General features: G+C 33.4%; 9 protein-coding genes, 1 pseudogene and 1 other annotated feature. Of the genes and pseudogenes, 8 read left to right on the forward strand and 2 right to left on the reverse strand.

Features of this window, described 5'->3' with window-relative positions:
* Positions 1–101 precede the first annotated feature (101 nt).
* Positions 102–2,540 (forward strand): hypothetical protein, encoded by a 2,439-nt coding sequence (locus tag H1220_03550; protein QMI86433.1) that lies wholly within the window; start codon positions 102–104, stop codon positions 2,538–2,540.
* 323 nt (positions 2,541–2,863) lie between these two features.
* Here the strand turns inward: H1220_03550 and H1220_03555 are convergent, their stop codons facing one another.
* Entirely contained in the window at positions 2,864–4,168 is a 1,305-nt protein-coding gene (locus H1220_03555; GenBank protein QMI86434.1) for an ISL3 family transposase, read from the reverse strand.
* Between the two features lie 336 nt (positions 4,169–4,504).
* On the opposite strand from H1220_03555, the gene H1220_03560 reads away from it, so the two are divergent.
* The 7 genes from H1220_03560 to H1220_03590 all read left to right on the forward strand — a co-directional run bounded on the left by H1220_03560 (position 4,505) and on the right by H1220_03590 (position 17,371).
* On the forward strand, positions 4,505–9,514 hold the full coding sequence (locus H1220_03560; GenBank protein QMI86435.1) for a S8 family serine peptidase: 5,010 nt from the start codon (positions 4,505–4,507) through the stop codon (positions 9,512–9,514).
* A 109-nt stretch (positions 9,515–9,623) separates the two neighbouring features.
* Positions 9,624–9,819 (forward strand) — a binding site (T-box leader).
* A 64-nt stretch (positions 9,820–9,883) separates the two neighbouring features.
* Positions 9,884–11,578, forward strand: a complete 1,695-nt coding sequence (locus H1220_03565; GenBank protein QMI86436.1) for an arginine--tRNA ligase — start codon at positions 9,884–9,886, stop codon at positions 11,576–11,578.
* Positions 11,579–11,662: 84 nt separating this feature from the next.
* Positions 11,663–13,183: a DUF853 domain-containing protein gene (locus tag H1220_03570; GenBank protein QMI86437.1), complete on the forward strand. Its 1,521-nt coding sequence runs from the start codon at positions 11,663–11,665 to the stop codon at positions 13,181–13,183.
* 394 nt (positions 13,184–13,577) lie between these two features.
* Positions 13,578–14,999, forward strand: coding sequence for a glutamate racemase (racE, locus tag H1220_03575; protein QMI86438.1), 1,422 nt, complete (start codon positions 13,578–13,580; stop codon positions 14,997–14,999).
* Complete coding sequence (locus tag H1220_03580) at positions 14,996–15,511, forward strand: metallophosphoesterase (GenBank protein QMI86439.1); 516 nt, start codon at positions 14,996–14,998, stop codon at positions 15,509–15,511. Before racE ends, H1220_03580 begins: the two co-directional genes overlap by 4 nt.
* Before the next feature lie 17 nt (positions 15,512–15,528).
* Positions 15,529–16,473, forward strand: coding sequence for a thymidylate synthase (locus H1220_03585; GenBank protein QMI86440.1), 945 nt, complete (start codon positions 15,529–15,531; stop codon positions 16,471–16,473).
* Between the two features lie 40 nt (positions 16,474–16,513).
* On the forward strand, positions 16,514–17,371 hold the full coding sequence (locus H1220_03590; protein QMI86441.1) for a DegV family protein: 858 nt from the start codon (positions 16,514–16,516) through the stop codon (positions 17,369–17,371).
* Positions 17,372–17,618: 247 nt separating this feature from the next.
* Here the strand turns inward: H1220_03590 and H1220_03595 are convergent.
* Positions 17,619–18,922 (reverse strand): annotated as a pseudogene (locus tag H1220_03595) (ISL3 family transposase).
* Between the last annotated feature and the right edge of the window lie 402 nt (positions 18,923–19,324).

Genomic DNA, 19,324 nt, shown 5'->3' on the forward strand with positions numbered 1-19,324 from the left:
TTTACAACTCGGCGAATGATAAAGATGAAGAAGTTCATGAAAAATTTGTTGACGGAGTAACATTTGTACGTGAAATAAAAGTTAATCTTGTAACGGGTAATGTGACTTATGGTGACTGGAAAGCGGAAAATAATGATTCTGTTCTTGATGGGCAAAAATTACCAGTTGTGAATGGATATATTGTTACATCAGCTACAAATGGTGACAAAGATGTTGAACCAAATACAACTGAAAAATATGTACAAGTAACAGGAGATTCATCAAATATTGTTGAGAAAGTTGTTTATACACCAATTGGAAAATGGATTCCAGAAATCCCACAGGGTGTAGAACCAGTTGATCCAAATCCAACGGATGATAAAGATCCAAAAGATCCAGTAGATTATCCAAATAATCCAACAGATCCAACAAAACCAGGTGACCCAACAGACGAAACAATTCCGTATGTGCCAGGTTATACACCACAAGATCCAAGTGGAAATCCATTAACACCGAAAGATCCAACGGATCCAACGAAAGGTTATAATCCTCCACCAGTACCAGCAAATCCAAAGCAAGATACAAATATTCCTTATGTGAAAGATAAAGAAACAGTGGATCAAAAAGGTAGTGTTAAATTTATTGTTACGGGTACAAATGAAGAAAAACATAATGAACCATTAACAGGTAAAGAAGGCAAAAAATTCGGCTATGATCCTACTGAGAAAATTAAAGAATACGAACAACAAGGTTACACAGTAACGAACCGTGATAGTTATGATAAAGAGGATACTTTTGATAATATTCCGGATAATTCACAAGACTTTGTGTTTGTATTAACACCACGTATTGAGCCAGTTACACCAAATGGTGAGAAACCTGTACCAAATACACCGGTTGATCCAAATAAACCAGACGGACCAAAATGGCCAGATACAGTGAAAGATTTAGTGTTAACTAAAGAAGTGACACGTACGATTTCATACATTGATAACAAGGGACAAGAAGTAGCTAAGACATTCTCAACTACGGTTACATTTGAGCGTGAAGCGAAAGTGAATTTAGTTGATGGTAAAATTACTTATGGTGACTGGAAAGCTAAAAATAGTGATAGTACTCTTGAAGGTCAAACATTACCAGTAGTAGCAGGTCATCAAGCAACAACAGCAATACATAATAGTACAGTGGTTCATCCAGAATCCACTCAAGAAGATGTAGTTGTTGATGAGAATGCAACGAATATTACTGAAGTTGTTATCTACACACCTAATACAGCACCAGCTGAAAAGGCATCTCAGTTGGCGATTATCAAGTATGTGGATGAAACAGGAACACTTGTAAAAGAGATTAAGAATTCAGTTGATACTGTTGTTGGTAAAGAGGACGAACCAATTAAGTACACAACAGATGCTAAGAAACAGGAACTTATCGATAAAGGCTATGAAATTGTAAAAGACGGCTTTACAATACCTGGAGGAAGAGTTTTTGATGGAGTCGAAGATGTTGTTGGAAAAGACCCAAGTCAAACATTTGAAGTAGTTGTTAGACCTAAATTCTCTACAATTACACCAAAACCAGAGGATCCAACAAATCCACTTCCAAATCCAAATGAACCGACAACACCAATTGAACCAGGTCAACCAATTGATCCAAAACAGCCAAATGGACCAAAATGGCCAGCAGGTGTTACTGAAAAAGACTTGGTAAAACAAGTGACACGTATGATTAAATATGTGTATGAAGAAGATGGAAGAGAAGCGGATGCTACTCGTACAGAGACAGTAACCTTTACACGTGAAGCGACTGTTAATCATGTAACTGGCGAGATTGTTTACGGTGAGTGGAAAGTTAGCCATGAAGTTGATTCTGATAAGAATAAAGATGGTAAATGGAATGAGGAAGCATCAAAACTAATTAAAGGATATGTTGCTGATAAAGCTGTTGTGGAAGAAGAAACACCAACGGAAAATACTGCTGATAAAACAGTAGTTGTTACCTACAAAAAACTAGGTAGCTGGATTCCAAAATTACCAGACGGAGAAACACCAAAAGATCCAATCCCATATCCAAATGATCCAAATGGAGATCCAACTATTCCAGGTACTCCAGAGAATAGTGAAGAACCGATTCCATATGTTCCTGGATATACACCTGAAGATCCAGAAGGTAATCCGTTGAAACCAGTAGATCCAGAAAATCCGTCTAAAGGATATATTCCACCGAAATTGCCAATGAATCCAAGTGAAAATATTGAAATTCCTTATAGACCAAATTCAGAAGAAGAAAAACCAAATATGCCAAAACCGGATAAACCAGCTCCGGAAAAACCAAAACCAGATATGCCAAAACCGGATAGACCAACTCCGGAAAAACCAAAATCAGATATGCCAAAACCAAACAAACCAACATCAGAAAATCCAAGTCCTAATAAACCAGCAAGTCAAAACTTGCCACATACAGGTGAACAAGGACAAGATACAATGTTCTACGGAGCGACTGTCTTTGGATTAGGTATGATGATTGCGGCATTGAGAAAACGATTGGAAGAAGAAACAGAATAACAGTGTTTTATCATTTGTCTGGAAAACACCCTAAGACATCATCTTAGGGTGTTTTTGGTGTTCTGTAACTCTATACCGAATGATATTGATGTAATGAAAAGGTGATGAATGGTTAAAGCATTCACCATCTTTTTATATTTTTCGGCTCTATGTCAAATAGGGTTGATGACTCATAAAAGGTAGTGATGTAACAAATGTTACGTCACTATCTTTTTTTAAGTCACAAAGTGATGTACGGCTCACCGACATGTACACGATACATGTCTTTTCCCCTACGTTGTGCGGGGAAGGAGCTATTCGTACATCACTTTTGACTTAAACTATTAAGCAACTAGTGAAGTAGATGGTACGGTATACGGTACATATAACTTACACATGAATAAAATACGATTTCTAAAATGTGAAAAGTTACGATAACCATAGGCATTTCTCTTAAGTACTTTAATTTTATGATTGATTCCTTCAAGTGCACCATTAGTCAAATGATGGTAGATAAAGGTGTTTTTAATATAGGGTAAATACCCTTTGAACGTTCTTAATACTCTACGTAAACCAGGAGAAATAGCTTCCTGTTTAGCCCATATGAGTATTTCTTCAAATCGGTCAAAATCTCTATTATGTAAAGCATCTCTTAATTGATGAACGACATCGTATGTGGCTCGTAGTTCGGGGACTTGTTCCAATAAATAATCGACTATCCCTTGTGTATGTGTCATCCAATCAAACAGTGGAAAACGGTGATAAGGATAACTACTTAGTGTATCTGTGTTACTTAAAAACAACTTCCAATAACGTTTCATTTTGTTGTATAAACGGCGATTATTCTGATGTAAAGCTTTCATTACATGCACTCTGTGTTTTGTTAACTCACGATTTAATGCTTGTACAATATGAAAAGGGTCGATAATGATATGTGCGTTAGGAAATACTTGCTTGGCTATCTGAATATAGGGGCGAAACATATCAATCGTAATTGTTTTAACAGCTTTTCTTGTCTGGGTATCGTATCTAGCAAAGTAGTCTAATAGCGTGCTGGATTTACGGTCGTGTACAACGTCAATCAGTTGATGAGTCAGTGCATCACAATAGATAAAACTCATGGCACTATCAGAAGATTTTACTGACTTGAATTCATCAAAACATAGGTGTTGAGGTAATTGCGTGTTGTGATTTACTTTTAAAGTAGAGGCGACCTTATCAACAATACGTCTGACCGTATGTACAGATACATTGTGTTGTTTAGCGATGTAGGTTTCTGAAATGGTTTCTGTTAAAGTATCCATTATCTTTTGTTTTAAACGGTTTGTGATAAAACAATGCTTATCCACAATAGGTGTTTCCGCTGTAAATGATGATTGACAGGATTTACAATAAAAACGTTGTTTAGTGAGTGATAAATAGGCGTTTAGTCCTGAAATTTGGCATAAAGACAGTCGTGATTGACGTGTTCCATTTTTTACAATGCCATTGGTTGCGTGACAATTTGGGCAACAATCTGGTGTATAGGTTAATTTACCGTATAAGACTAATGATTTTTTATGTCGAATGACATATTCTGATATGTTTTCATGATCAAATGTGATGTTTTTATCCTTTAATTGTAGTAAGATTTCTGTTATATTAGACATAGGCAATTTCTCCTTATTATTTGGTCGTACTTTTAATTTAAGAGAAAATTGCCTTTTTGTCTACATAAAATTAGGGTTGCTGGCTTATGCCATCAACCCTAAAAATTATACAGCCAAAAAACGAAGTAACGCAATACGGTTACTTCGTTTTTTATTTGTCGGTTTAAAAGTGACATTTATTTTTATGGATTGAATAAAAAATAAATTTTATTCTTATGATTTTACTAACTAACACAAAGTTAATCACGCCTAACTTTTTATGTAAGTTGACTTGATTTATTGAAAATATCCTGATACAATAAATCGTAAACATAACTTTTTAAAAAGGAGAGAGATATGAGAAAAAAACATTTCTTAGGAGCAATGGCATTAAGTGCCATATTATGTATATGTTCGAGTGATCATATATTACACGCAGAAGAGCCATTTGGTACATCAATGATATCAAGTGATGCCGTCAATCATTTATCTAGAGTGATTGTTTCTTTCGATGAAGAAAATAGAAAGAAAATTATCGAACAGATTCATGCCATATCTGGTGCTGAGATAAAGTATCAATATAAAAAAATATTTAGTGGTTTATCATTAGATATTCCAAAAGATAAAATCACATTATTATCAGAAATAGCTGATATTCACAAAATCGAAGATTGTGCACCGGTTATTCCAAATATGATAACAGCAGGACAACTTACACAAGCATTACAAGCCAATGCACGATATCGTGTGGATGGTAGGGGAATGGTTATTGCAACGATTGATTCGGGTATCGACACAAAACATAAAGATATGCGATTAGATGAGGGGGTTGTCCCTAAAATTTTAGATATAAAAAAATCTGATAATAATGAATATTCTGCAAAAATTCCTTATGGATATAATTATGTGGACGGAAATGATAATTTATTAGATGATGTTGATGAACCACATGGTATGCATATTGCCGGAATATTGGCGGCAAATGCAACAGATGAAGATGTGAAAGCTAAAAGAGGGATTGACGGGATTGCACCAAATGCTCAATTACTTGTTTATAAAGTATTTACAGGAAAACATAGAGCTGTTCGTGAAGATGCTGCGTATGCGGCTATGGAAGATGCCATAGACAAAGGTGCAGATGTGATTAGTTTAAGTATTGGTTTGAGAGGAACTGGAAAAAAAGGAGATACGTTTTATACAGCAATTGAAAATGCTAAAAAACATGGCGTCATTGTTGTAGCAGCATTAGGAAATTCTGGTGCTTCAGCAGCAACAACGACTTATGACGAGAAAACAAATAATGATTTAAATGCAGTAGATACAGCATCCACTGTATCAGTTGCTGCTAATATAGATGTGATAGGTGTTGGATCTAGCAAAAATACACATTTAACATATAGTGCAATGACGATTGGTGATAAACCATATCCATATATACAAATTGGTAAAACAAAAGTTGTTGATAATACCTATGATTTTGTTGATGTTGGATTTGCGACAGAGGAAGAATTAAGAGGAAAGGAACTAGAGAATAAAATAGTTATTGTAAGAAGAGGAAAATATTCCATTCGTGAAAAAATGAGTTTATTATCTAGCAAAAAACCAGCAGGTATTATTTTAATTAGTTATAATGTTGGGCATAATCGAGATAATTATATGGATAAAGTGCCAGTAGAGTTAGCACCATTTGAATTAGCAAGTGGCTGTTGGGCGATTGGGGTATCTGGTTCAGACGGTGCTGATTTACAAGAACGTATTAAAACATCACCTAATATGGCATTAAAACTATCAATGGATGTCTTTCATAAAAAATATCGTGATGTTTCAATTCCTTCAGGATTTTCAAGTTGGGGACCAACAGTTGATTTAGAATTAAAACCAGATGTACTTGCACCGGGAGAAGATATTTATTCCACAGCAAATAAAAATAGCTATATGCTAATGTCGGGGACATCAATGGCAGCACCTCATGTTGCGGGTGCGACAACATTGTTACTACAGTACTTAAAAGAAAAAACATTACCAGAAAACTGGTCTAAAATGGATTTGGTAAAAGTATTGTTCATGAATACAGCACGTGTCTTAATGGACGATAATGCTATTGGTGAACGATTAGAGTTTTCACCTAGACAACAAGGTGCAGGCATTATTCAAATTCAAAATGCTTTAGAAACAAATGTCATTGTATCATCAAATGGTAAAGGGGCAGCAGCACTAAAAGAAATAGGAAAAACGACAACTTTTACGGTTAAACTAGAAAATATAGGGAAAACACCTCAAACATTCCATGTTCAAAAAGGAAATGTCTTAACAAGTGGAACTGTATCAGTTGATAAAATGCAAGAAGAAACACCAGTTAAAATCAATGAAGTACATGCTAAAAAAGTAGACGGAGCATCTATTCAAACAAGTGTACAGAGCATTACTTTACAACCAGGAGAAACAAAAGAAATTACAGCGACATTAAATACAGGAAATGCAAAAGATCAATTTGTTGAAGGGTATTTATATTTCATCTCTGAAACTGAAGGACAACCATCATTAAGTATTCCTTATATGGGATTTGTTGGTGATTGGGGGAAAGAGCCTTTAATTGATGCTCCTGCTTGGGAAGCCAATTCAAAAGTAAAATTAACCACTGTTATGGGAAATACTAATTTGAATTCAGAAGAATATGAAGAAATTGGCAAATCTGATTTTGAAGAAGGTATCAATCCTAAAAATATTGCTTTCACAACAAATTCAGATGCAGATACAGTGAAACAAATCGCACCACGTGTTGCTGTTTTGCGTGATATTTTAGATTATGAAGTAGCTATCGTGACAAGTAAAGATGATCAAGCAGAGCCTTTAAGACAAATAAAAGTTGGGAAATATTTACAAAGACTTATTTATGCAGATTATTTATTTGAAGATTGGTATAAAAAAGAAATGCAGTCACCGTTGCTTCAATTTAAATGGGACGGAAAAATTTATAATACTAAAACAGGTGAATTTGAACGTGCTCCAGAGGGACAATATTATTATCGCCTAAGAGCTAGAAATAAAGAAAACGGAAATTGGCAAACGACATATTTACCAGTAAAAATTGACAATACAAAACCAACGATGGACGTTGATATTGTTGATAAAGAAGATGATAAAAAAGATATTGTGATTCGTCTAAAAGACAATGTGGCTATTGGAAAAATAAAAGCAAGTATTGATTATGCAGATGTAGATGTTACAAAAATAAGTGAAGCGGAATATATGATTAAAGATATATCCATGAATTTAGAAACAGTGAATTTATTGCAAATACATGCCACAGATACAGCAGGAAATGCGGCAGATTATGAAAAAGAATTGCACGTTAAAGACGTTCACTTAGATAATATTAAAGATTTATCATTGAAAAAAGGAAATACAACATTAACGGGTCGCATCTCTGAACATGTGAAAGACATTAGTATGACTTTAAATGAACAAGCAGTAGAATTAACAAAAAATGACAAACAATTTTCTGCTGAATTAAAAGAACAGTTAAAAGACGGAGAAAATACATTGAAAGTCACGATTACTATGACTGACGGTAAACAACGTACATCAACATTATCAATTTTGCGTGACTTTGAAAAACCAACTTTAGACATCCGACCAGAATGGGAAGATGAAGATGAACAACTAATTAAAACAGCTGAAGATGGTACCATTACACTTTCAGGAAAAGTGAGTGATAATTTAACAGCTGCTAAAGATATTAAAGTGTATTACTATACAGGCGATAACTTTAGTAAACCTGAAAATAAAAAAGAAGCAAAAGTTGATGAAAAAGGGAATTTTACAATTACAGCAAACAAACGTGATTTCCCAGAAGATATTTATGTGGAAGCTGTCGATAAAGCCGGAAGAAAAGCGCAGCAATTTTTCTATACTTCTTTAACAGATGCAGATGATGATGAAAAATTATTCTATGTGTCCATGCACGACTATTTGATTTTAAATGTTGAATCTATTGTCCATGCAAAATTATACAGCTTATCAGACGGTACATATACATATGAAATTCCTATCAAAACAAATGAAGGTTTTTCCGCAAGTATCAATGGTGGTGAACGTGTTTATGCAAAAGGATCAGATATTTTGGCAAAAGCTATTGTAAAAGACGGATATAATACTATTAATATCAAAGGGTATGATGCAGAAGGTAATCTCATTTTTGACAGAGGTTATTCAATGTTCATTGATAAAGCTGCACCAAATGTTATTTTTAAAGACTTGCATTTTGTCGAAGAAAAAGATTCAGAAAAAGATATTGAAGGTGTGTTATACGTCAAAGAACCTATTTTAAAATTACAAGGAACAATACAAGACAATGGTACAGGGTGGAGTTTATATGTAAACGGACATTCAGTTGCATCAACGTCTATTGAAGGAGAATTAGGAAATAATAAAAGTACTTTCTCTTATCAAGTACCTGTTCAAGACGGAGATATTGTAAACATTAAAGCTGTCGATGTAAACAATAATTCAAACGATGAACATGGCTTGAATTATTTAGTGAAACTAGATGACCAAGCACCTGTGATTGAGTCAACTGTCCAATCAGGTGATGTCTTTGAGCATTCAGTCACACCAATGATTAACACAACAGATAATATAAAAGTGACACGTACCACTATAACATTGGACGGTAAACCATATACACTAAATACAGAAATTTCTGATAAAGGTAGACACGTATTAGATATTGAAGTAGAGGATATTGCTGGAAATATTACTAAGAAAAAAATAACTTTTAGAATTGGTAAAGATGATGAAAAACCAGCAGAACCAACACCGATACCTGATGTCACAACAAGTACATTGACTACCTTACCAACACCGACACACAGTGCCACAGATACGACAACAACGGTATCACAAATTTTTGAAGCACATACAGATAATCGTTTGTTTAGTGTTATGTTTAAAGAGCATGTTGATGCTGATATGCTCCATGTTGAAAAAGTAGATCATTCTGTTATAGCAGAAAAATTAAAACCAAAACATGCAACAGTTTACGATATTTATTTAACAAAAAATGGACAAAAAGTTGACATTAAAGAAAACCGCATTGTGTCTATTGATTTACATAAACATGAAAAAAATGCTGTACTATACCATGTACTATCGAATGGGCAATTAGAAAAAATACAGACGAAAGTTGAAAATGGTAAACTTATTTTTGAAACAAATCATTTTAGTCATTTTGTTTTAGGTGTAGATGTTGAGGTATCAAATACATTACCAAATACGGGAACACAAGAAATACATCTCTTTATTTATTTCGGAATTTTATTTTGCGGAATGGCAATATTTGTATACAAGAGAAGAGAACGTAAATAAATGATGTTTAAACAAGCACTCTAGATATTAAGGGTGCTTGTTTTTTGAATTAGAATTTAAAAATATTTATAAAATAGTAGACGTATCTTTTTTTTTTTGATATGATGATGTATATTCAATGAAAAAGAGAGTACATATTGCAAGATTTAATCTAGCGAGTCGGGAGGGTGAAAGCCGACGTAAACGCAATGTGGAAGCGCACTTTGGAGAAGACGTAAATGTCCGTTTATCAAACGTTACATGATAAAAGAGTGGGAATATATATTCCAACTAGAGTGGTACCACGGATTTAATTCGTCTCTATTAAACAGTAATGTTTAATAGAGATTTTTTGTTTATGTACTCAGTTTAACAGTAAAGGAGAAAAATATGTTAGATTATAAATTAATTATTGCACAAGTATTACAAACAGCATTAAATGAACAATTATCTCAAGATGATATTTATCAATTATTAGAAACCCCTAAATATGCACATTTAGGAGATATTGCTTTTCCGTGTTTTACTTTGGCAAAAGTATTAAGAAAAGCACCTCAACAAATTGCACAAGATATTGCAGGAAATGTAAAAAATGATTACATTGAAAAATGTGAAGCAGTGGGGCCTTATGTTAATATCTTCTTATCGAAAAGTTTAGTGTCTAAAGAAATTTTAAGTGATATTCAAGAAAAGAAAGAACACTTTGGAGATTTGAATTTAGGACACAAAGAAAATGTTATAGTAGATATGTCTTCGCCAAATATTGCAAAACCAATGTCTATGGGACATTTACGTTCTACGGTAATTGGAGCATCTTTATCCAATATTTATAAAAAAATTGGTTATAATGTTATTAATATCAATCACTTAGGTGACTGGGGAACACAATTTGGAAAATTGATTGTAGCCTATAAATTATGGGGGAACGAAGAAACAGTTAAAAAAGATCCTGTAAATGAATTAGTGAAATTATATGTAGAGTTTCACACTCAAGCAGAGGAGCATCCTGAATTAGAAGATGAAGCACGTGCGGTCTTTAAAAAACTTGAAGATGGCGATGCAGAAATGATTGCATTATGGCAATGGTTCAAAGATGAGTCCATTAAAGAATTTGAAAAAGTATACGATATGTTAGGTGTTCATTTTGATCATTATATGGGTGAGGCTTTTTATAATGATAAAATGGATGAACATATTGCATTTTTAGAAAATAATGGTATTTCTGAAACAGATAATGGCGCAACAATCGTTCGTTTAGATGATGAAGAGCTGCCGCCAGCTTTAATCAAAAAATCAGACGGTGCAACATTGTACTTAACACGTGATATTGCCACAGCATACTACCGTAAACGCACATTTGATTTTGTAAAAAATATTTATGTTGTAGGAAATGAACAATCAAATCACTTCAAACAATTAAAAGCTGTTTTGAAAAAAATGGGTAATGAGTGGTCTGATGATATGATTCACGTTGCATTTGGATTGATTACGATAAATGGACGTAAAATGTCAACGCGTAAAGGTGAAATTATCTTATTAGAAGATGTATTAAAAGATGCTTCAGCATTAGCTTTAGAACAAATTAAATTAAAAAATCCAAACTTAGAAAATAAAGAAAAAGTTTCTACTCAAGTAGGTGTGGGTGCAGTTGTATTCCATGACTTGAAAGCTGACCGTATGAATAGTTTTAATTTTAATCTTGATGAAATTGTTCAATTTGAAGGTGAAACAGGTCCTTATGTACAATATTCTCGTGTACGTGCATTAAGTATTTTGAGAAAATCGAAAATGGAAACTGTGGATAAAACAGATATTTCACTAACAGACGATTATGCATGGGATGTCATTAAAATATTAAGAGAATTTCCAAATGTTATCGAGCGTGCTGCAAAAGTATTCGAACCATCTGTCATTTCAAAATATGTCATTCATTTAGCGCAAAGCTTTAATAAATACTATGCAAATAGTACTGTATTAGCTAATGATGCACAAAAATATTCAAGATTAGTTTTAGTACAAGCTGTTGCAGATGTTTTAAAAGAAGGTTTAAGACTATTAGGTATTGAATCTCCTGATGAAATGTAATTTTTACTTGCTATATCACACGCAAATCGTTATGATAAGCGTGTGATATTTTGTTTGATGATATAACGGAAAAGGAGATAAAAAATGACAACAATTCAAATTGCAAATGGAAAACAAGCGCCATTGATGAATTTATCTATGTTAAATCGTCATGGACTAATTGCAGGAGCGACAGGTACAGGGAAAACGGTTACATTAAAAGTGTTGGCAGAACAACTTAGTTTATCAGGTGTTCCAGTCTTTTTAGCAGATATAAAAGGTGATTTATCTAGCTTAGCACAAGCAGGAGAAGTCACAGAAAAATTACAAAAACGATTAGAATTATTAGGCATTACAGATTATGAACCATCTGCATTTCCAGTACGATTATGGGATGTATTTGGCGAACAAGGACATCCAGTACGTGCTACCATTTCTGAAATGGGACCATTGATGCTTGCTCGTTTGTTAAGTTTAAATGATACACAAACAGGTATTTTAAATATCGTTTTTAAAATTGCTGATGATAATGGTTTATTATTAGTTGATTTAAAAGATTTACAAGCGATGTTGAAAGATGTTGCAGATCATGCGTCGGACTACACATCACAATATGGAAATATTACAAAACAATCCGTTGGAGCTATCCAAAGAAGTTTACTTGTTTTAGAACAGCAGGGTGGTGATTTATTTTTTGGTGAACCTGCTCTATTCTTATCTGATTTTATGCAAACAGATGAGCAAGGTAGAGGTATTATCAATATATTATCAGCTAATAAATTATTCCAATCACCAACTCTATATGCCACATTTTTATTATGGTTATTATCTGAATTATATGAAACATTGCCAGAAGTTGGTGACTTAGAAAAACCTAAATTTGTCTTTTTCTTTGATGAAGCGCATTTATTATTTGAAGATGCACCAAAAGTATTTGTTGATAAAATTGAACAAGTAGTTAGACTTATTCGTTCAAAAGGTGTGGGTATTTATTTTATTACACAAAATCCTATTGATTTGCCAGAAACAGTACTAGCACAATTAGGAAATAGAGTACAGCATGCATTGCGTGCCTATACACCAAAAGAATTAAAAGCTGTTAAAGTTGCAGCAGATACATTTAGACAAAATCCTGAACTAAATGTGTCAGAAGTCATTACACAACTCGAAGTTGGAGAAGCACTTGTGTCATTTTTAAATGAAAATGCACAACCAAGTATTGTCGAAAGAGCGTATATTTGTCCACCGAAAAGTAGTTTTCAAACACTTGATCCAATGAAACAGCAAGCCATTATCAATCAATCACCAATGGAGTATAAATATAGAGATGCTGTTGATAGAGAATCTGCCTATGAAGTACTTGCTGCTAAATATGAACAAGAACAAGCTGAACAAGAACGACTAGAACAAGAAAAACAAGCAGAAAAAGAAAGAATAGCTGCTGAAAAAGAGCGAATTGCTTATGAAAAAGAACAGGCAAAACTGGCGAAAAGTCAACCTAAATCTGTTTTTGATAAAGCAACAGATTCTTTCATCAATACAGCAGTTAGAACAGTTGGTCGTGAATTGGCAAGAGGTATTTTTGGTAGCTTACTTGGTGGTAGTGGTAAAGGAAAACGTCGATAAATTTATGCTGTCATAAAAGATAAAAAGAGAGAGCGAGGACGTTCTCTCTTTTTTGTAATGATATTGGTAGAAAGAATATTCCAACCTTAAGAAATATTATTATATGTTTAAAGACATTATCTAAAGAAAACTTTTCATATTTTATTGTAATAAAATATGGTAAACACAATTAAAAAGATATCGAGATTTTCTCTACCAACAAACGCAAATCATTTTTTAAGTAAATAAATAAGCAAAAAAAAAAAAATATTGTATAATGTACTGTAATTGGGGTGAAAAAAATGAAAAAAAATTGGAAAAATACTAGCTGCTTTACAAGTTGTTGCAGTTGCATTACCTATTATGGCATGGCTTGCACAATTTATCGCAGATGGTTTAGAGGAGACGGAAAGTGATGAATAAGCAACCAATAGGTTTCATTGATTCAGGTGTTGGTGGATTAACCGTTGTAAAAGAATCTTTAAATCAACTACCTAATGAAACCATTTATTATTTAGGTGATTCTGCTAGATGTCCATACGGTCCTCGTACTCCAGAGGAAGTACGCCAATTCACTTGGGAAATGGTTCATTTTTTACTAGAAAAAAATATTAAATTGCTTGTCATTGCCTGTAATACAGCGACAGCAGCCGTATTGCCAGAGATAAAACAAAAGCTCTCCATTCCGGTTATTGGCGTGATTGACCCAGGCAGCCGTGCAGCTATTTCTAAAAGTAAAAATAAACGAATTGGGGTTATTGGAACAACAGGTACTATTCAATCCGGTGTGTATGAACGTACATTAAAAAATAAAAAACAATCTATTCATGTGTTTAATTTACCCTGTCCAAAATTTGTTGGATTAGTTGAAGAGAACAAAATGAACACAACAGATGCACAAGAAACGGTTTTGGAAACATTAAACACTTTAAAGGAGCATCATTTGGATACACTTATTTTAGGTTGTACCCATTACCCGCTTTTAAAAGAGCATATACAAAATGCTATGGGTGAGCACGTCACACTCATTGATTCTGGTGTTGAAACAATTACGGATGTGAGTATGTTGTTGGATTATTTTGATATTGCTTCTACACATGAAGGTGAAAAACATCATCGTTTCTTTACAACCGGAAATAAAGAACAATTTGAAAAAGTAGCAAAACAATGGCTAGATATGCCCGAATTAGATGTAGAGGTTATCTCTTTAGAAAAGTATCAGAAGGTGACACAAATGGAAAAAGTTTTACTGATTGCCACTAAAAATAAAGGAAAGGCTAGAGAGTTTGAACAAATTTTTGGTGAAAAAGGTTATTCTGTCAAAACGCTTTTAGACTATCCAGATATTGAGGATATTGAAGAAACGGGGACAACCTTTGAAGAAAATGCACGTTTAAAAGCAGAAAGTATTGCACAACGTCTAAATGTTATGGTTATTGCAGATGATTCTGGACTAATGGTGGATGCTTTGCATGGTGAACCAGGGGTTTATTCAGCAAGATATGCTGGAGAACCAAAAAGTGATACAGCCAATAATGCAAAATTATTGTCAGAATTAGCAGGTGTTCCTAAAGAACAAAGAACAGCAACATTTCACTGCACCTTGGTTCTTGCAAGACCGAATGAACAATCTATTGTCGCATCAGGAAATGTGCGAGGAGAAATTTTAACAGTGCCAAAAGGCGAAAATGGGTTTGGATACGATCCATTATTTTATATAGAAGAATATGGCAAAACAACAGCTGAGATGACACCAGAAGAAAAAAATAAAATTAGTCATCGTAAAAAAGCCATTCAACACTTATTATCAATATTACCTCAGGAGGTTTTATCATGAAAATTTTAGTGATTAGTGATAGTCATGGTATCGAAGAAGAAATGTTAGAATTATTACGTTATTATAGAGATAAAGTAGATTATATCATTCATTGTGGTGATTCAGAGTTAAATGAAAATCATGAAGTATGGTCTTTATGTGATAGTGTTGTGAAAGGAAATAATGATTTTTATGCACCATTTGATAACTATCAAATTGTCAAAGCAGGAGATGAAAATATTTTTGTGGCACATGGTCACATGCATGTTGTTAGCTTTACACGTGCTCAATTAGCCAATGCTGCTTATGAAAATAAATGTCGCATTGCCTTATATGGTCATACGCATATCTTGAAAGTAGAAGATGAAGAAGGGGTTGCATGTATTAACCCAGGTAGTTTTAATCATTCAAGAGGTCCAATTAAAGAAAGAACGTATGCGATTGTATCTGTGGACGGAGACATTGTTGATGTTGAGTTTTACAAACATGATCGTACACGCTTAGAAGGTTTAGAAGATAGAGTAGTCTTGTAAGCGATAGAAAGGATACTATGAAACAATATTTAGATTTTTTACAAAAAATAGTAGATGAAGGTGTCGAAAAATCTGATAGAACAGGAACAGGCACAAAAAGTATTTTTGGTTATCAAATGCGTTTTAATTTACAAGAAGGCTTTCCAATAGTCACGACTAAATCTGTTCCATTTGGTTTAATTAAAAGTGAATTGTTATGGTTTTTACATGGCGATAATAATTTGAAGTATTTATTAGAAAATAATAATCATATTTGGGATGAGTGGGGCTTTAAACGTTATGTGGAAAGTCCAGATTACACAGGACCTGATATGACCGATTTTGGTAGACGTTGTTTAGTAGACGAGGCATTTAATGCTCTCTATCAACAAGAAATGCAAAAGTACTGTCAACAAATTTTAGAAGACGATATATTTGCACAAAAACATGGTAGTTTAGGAAATATTTATGGTGTTCAATGGCGACATTGGAAAACAACAGACGGTAATGAAATTGATCAAATTCAGCAAGTAATCGATACTTTGAAAACAAATCCAGATTCAAGACGTATCATCGTATCTGCTTGGAATCCAGAAGAAGTACCTAGTATGGCTTTACCACCATGTCATACGATGTTCCAATTTTATGTTGTTAACAATCAATTAAGTTGTCAGTTATACCAACGTAGTGGAGATGCTTTTTTAGGTATTCCATTTAATATTGCCAGCTATGCCTTATTGACACATTTAATTGCGAATGAAGTAGGATTAGAAGTTGGTGAATTTGTGCATACAATTGGAGATGCACATATTTATTTAAACCATTTAGAACAAGTAAAAGAGCAATTAACTCGCACACCATATTCTTTACCTAAATTATTATTGCATAAACCAGATCTTTCTTTATTTGATATTCAAAAAGAAGATATTACATTGATAAATTATCAAAAACATGCAAAAATAACAGCACCAATTGCTGTTTAATGACTTATTTTACAAAATACAAAGAAGGAGTGTACATAACATGAATATTGCAGTTGTTACAGATAGTGTTGCCTATTTGACGAAAGATGAAATAGAAGCGTTAAATATCTATGTTTTACCTCTATCCATTGCATTTAAAGACAAAACGTATATGGAAGGAGAAGAGATTAAACCAAGTGAATTTTATGATTTAGTACGTGGTGCAAAAGAATTACCAAAATCTTCTCAACCATCTGTTGGACAAACAATGGCACTATTTGAAAAATTGTCCAAAGATTATGATGCAGTCATTTCCATTCATTTATCTTCAGAAATTAGTGGTACGTATCAAACAGTAGCAAGTTTAAATGGAGAATTTGATAACTTCACTGTTTATGCGGTAGACTCAAGACGTGCTTGTGGTGCTCAAGCGCAATTAGTTAAAGAAGCGGTTCGTTTAGCACGAGAAAATGTTTCTCCAGAAAATATTATCGAAAAATTAAATACGATGATTGCAGCACAAAACGCATTTTTCTTAGTGGACGATTTAATGCATTTACAAAAAGGCGGACGCTTATCAACAGGTTCAGCTGTTATTGGTTCGATGTTAAACATTAAACCTATTTTAACGATTGACGGTAAAATTGTTCCAACAGAAAAAATAAGAACATTTAAAAAAGGTATTTCTCGTATTACAGAATTATTTCAAGACCACGTCAATCAATATGATGTACCTTTTACAGCAACCATTCATCATGCTAATCGTTTAGATGTTGCTCAAGAATGGAAAGAAGAACTAGAAAAACAATTCCCGCAAGTAACGTTCAATATTGTAGAATTTGGTGCAGTTATTGGTACACATCTAGGTGAAAAATCAATGGGTATGATTTTTGGACCAACAACAAGCGAAGAATTATAAAAATTTAGTAAAAAGACTTTATATCAACATTTGCAATAAGTTGATATAAAGTCTTTTTTAGTGGCTCTATGTCAAATAGGGTTGATGACTCATAAAAAGTAGTGATGTCACAAATGTTACGTCACTATCTTTTTATTTTAAGTCACAAAGTGATGTACGGCTCACCGAAATGTACACGATACATTTTTCTCTTCCCCTACGTTGTGCGGGGAAGGAGCTATTCGTACATCACTTTTGACTTAAACTATTAAGCAACTAGTGAAGTAGATGGTACGGTATATGGTACATATAACTTACAGATTAATAAAATACGATTTCTAAAATGTGAAAAGTTACGATAACCATAGGCATTTCTCTTAAGTACTTTAATTTTATGATTGATTCCTTCAAGTGCACCGTTAGTCAAATGATGGTAGATAAAGGTGTTTTTAATATAGGGTAAATACCCTTTGAAAGTTCTTAATACTCTACGTAAACCAGGAGAAATAGCTTCCTGTTTAGCCCATATGAGTATTTCTTCAAATCGGTCAAAATCTCTATTATGTAAAGCATCTCTTAATTGATGAACGACATCGTATGTGGCTCTTAGTTCGGGGACTTGTTCCAATAAATAATCGACTATCCCTTGTGTATGCGTCATCCAATCAAACAGTGGAAAACGGTGATAAGGATAACTACTTAGTGTATCTGTGTTACTTAAAAACAACTTCCAATAACGTTTCATTTTGTTGTATAAACGGCGATTGTTCTGATGTAAAGCTTTCATTACATGCACTCTGTGTTTTGTTAACTCACGATTTAATGCTTGTACAATATGAAAAGGGTCGATAATGATATGTGCGTTAGGAAATACTTGCTTGGATATCTGAATATAGGGGCGAAACATATCAATCGTAATTGTTTTAACAGCTTTTCTTGTCTGGGTATCGTATCTAGCAAAGTAGTCTAATAGCGTGCTGGATTTACGGTCGTGTACAACGTCAATCAGTTGATGAGTCAGTGCATCACAATAGATAAAACTCATGGCACTATCAGAAGATTTTACTGACTTGAATTCATCAAAGCACAGATGATGAGGTAATTGTGTGTTGTGATTTACTTTTAAAGTAGAGGCGACCTTATCAACAATACGTCTGACCGTATGTACAGATACATTGTGTTGTTTAGCGATGTACGTTTCTGAAATGGTTTCTGTTAAAGTGTCCATTATCTTTTGTTTTAAACGGTTTGTGATAAAACAATGCTTATCCACAATAGGTGTTTCCGCTGTAAATGATGATTGACAGGATTTACAATAAAACGTTGTTTAGTGAGTGATAAATAGGCGTTTAGTCCTGAAATTTGGCATAAAGACAGTTGCGATTGACGTGTCCCATTTTTTACAATGCCATTGGTTGCGTGACAATTTGGGCAACAATCTGGTGTATAGGTTAATTTACCGTATAAGACCAATGATTTTTTATGTCGAATGTCACACTCTGATATGTTTTCATGATCAAATGTGATGTTTTTATCCTTTAATTGTAGTAAGATTTCTGTTATATTAGACATAGGCAATTTCTCCTTATTATTTGGTCGTACTTTTAATTTAAGAGAAAATTGCCTTTTTGTCTACATAAAATTAGGGTTGCTGGCTTATGCCATCAACCCTAAAAATTATACAGCCTTTTTAGTTCTATCTCAAAAGATGTCTGTGGATTATTTCTATCAACATCTTTTATTATTGAGTTAATGACATTTACAATATTTTATTTAATTTTTTCATTTCTTTTTTAGTTTTATACTAAATATTTACAAATTTCATCATAGAATAAACAAAATTGATTTAAAAAGTCTTTTATGAAGGGATATACCGTTTTTTGTCTGTATATAATATAAAAATTATTGATAATAAATCATTTTGTCAGCTATAAAAAGAAATATGGCTTTTTTTATAGACAGAGAATAAAAACT

Source organism: Carnobacteriaceae bacterium zg-84 (assembly GCA_013874835.1).
Lineage (GTDB): Bacteria > Bacillota > Bacilli > Lactobacillales > Aerococcaceae > WM01.

Excerpts from the sequence above, each read along its gene's own strand:
- H1220_03560 (QMI86435.1), top strand. The coding sequence starts at position 4,505 with ATGAGAAAAAAACATTTCTTAGGAGCAATGGCATTAAGTGCCATATTA.
- H1220_03555 (QMI86434.1), bottom strand. The coding sequence starts at position 4,168 with ATGTCTAATATAACAGAAATCTTACTACAATTAAAGGATAAAAACATC.
- racE (QMI86438.1), top strand. The coding sequence starts at position 13,578 with ATGAATAAGCAACCAATAGGTTTCATTGATTCAGGTGTTGGTGGATTA.
- H1220_03580 (QMI86439.1), top strand. The coding sequence starts at position 14,996 with ATGAAAATTTTAGTGATTAGTGATAGTCATGGTATCGAAGAAGAAATG.
- H1220_03590 (QMI86441.1), top strand. The coding sequence starts at position 16,514 with ATGAATATTGCAGTTGTTACAGATAGTGTTGCCTATTTGACGAAAGAT.
- H1220_03585 (QMI86440.1), top strand. The coding sequence starts at position 15,529 with ATGAAACAATATTTAGATTTTTTACAAAAAATAGTAGATGAAGGTGTC.
- H1220_03565 (QMI86436.1), top strand. The coding sequence starts at position 9,884 with ATGTTAGATTATAAATTAATTATTGCACAAGTATTACAAACAGCATTA.
- H1220_03570 (QMI86437.1), top strand. The coding sequence starts at position 11,663 with ATGACAACAATTCAAATTGCAAATGGAAAACAAGCGCCATTGATGAAT.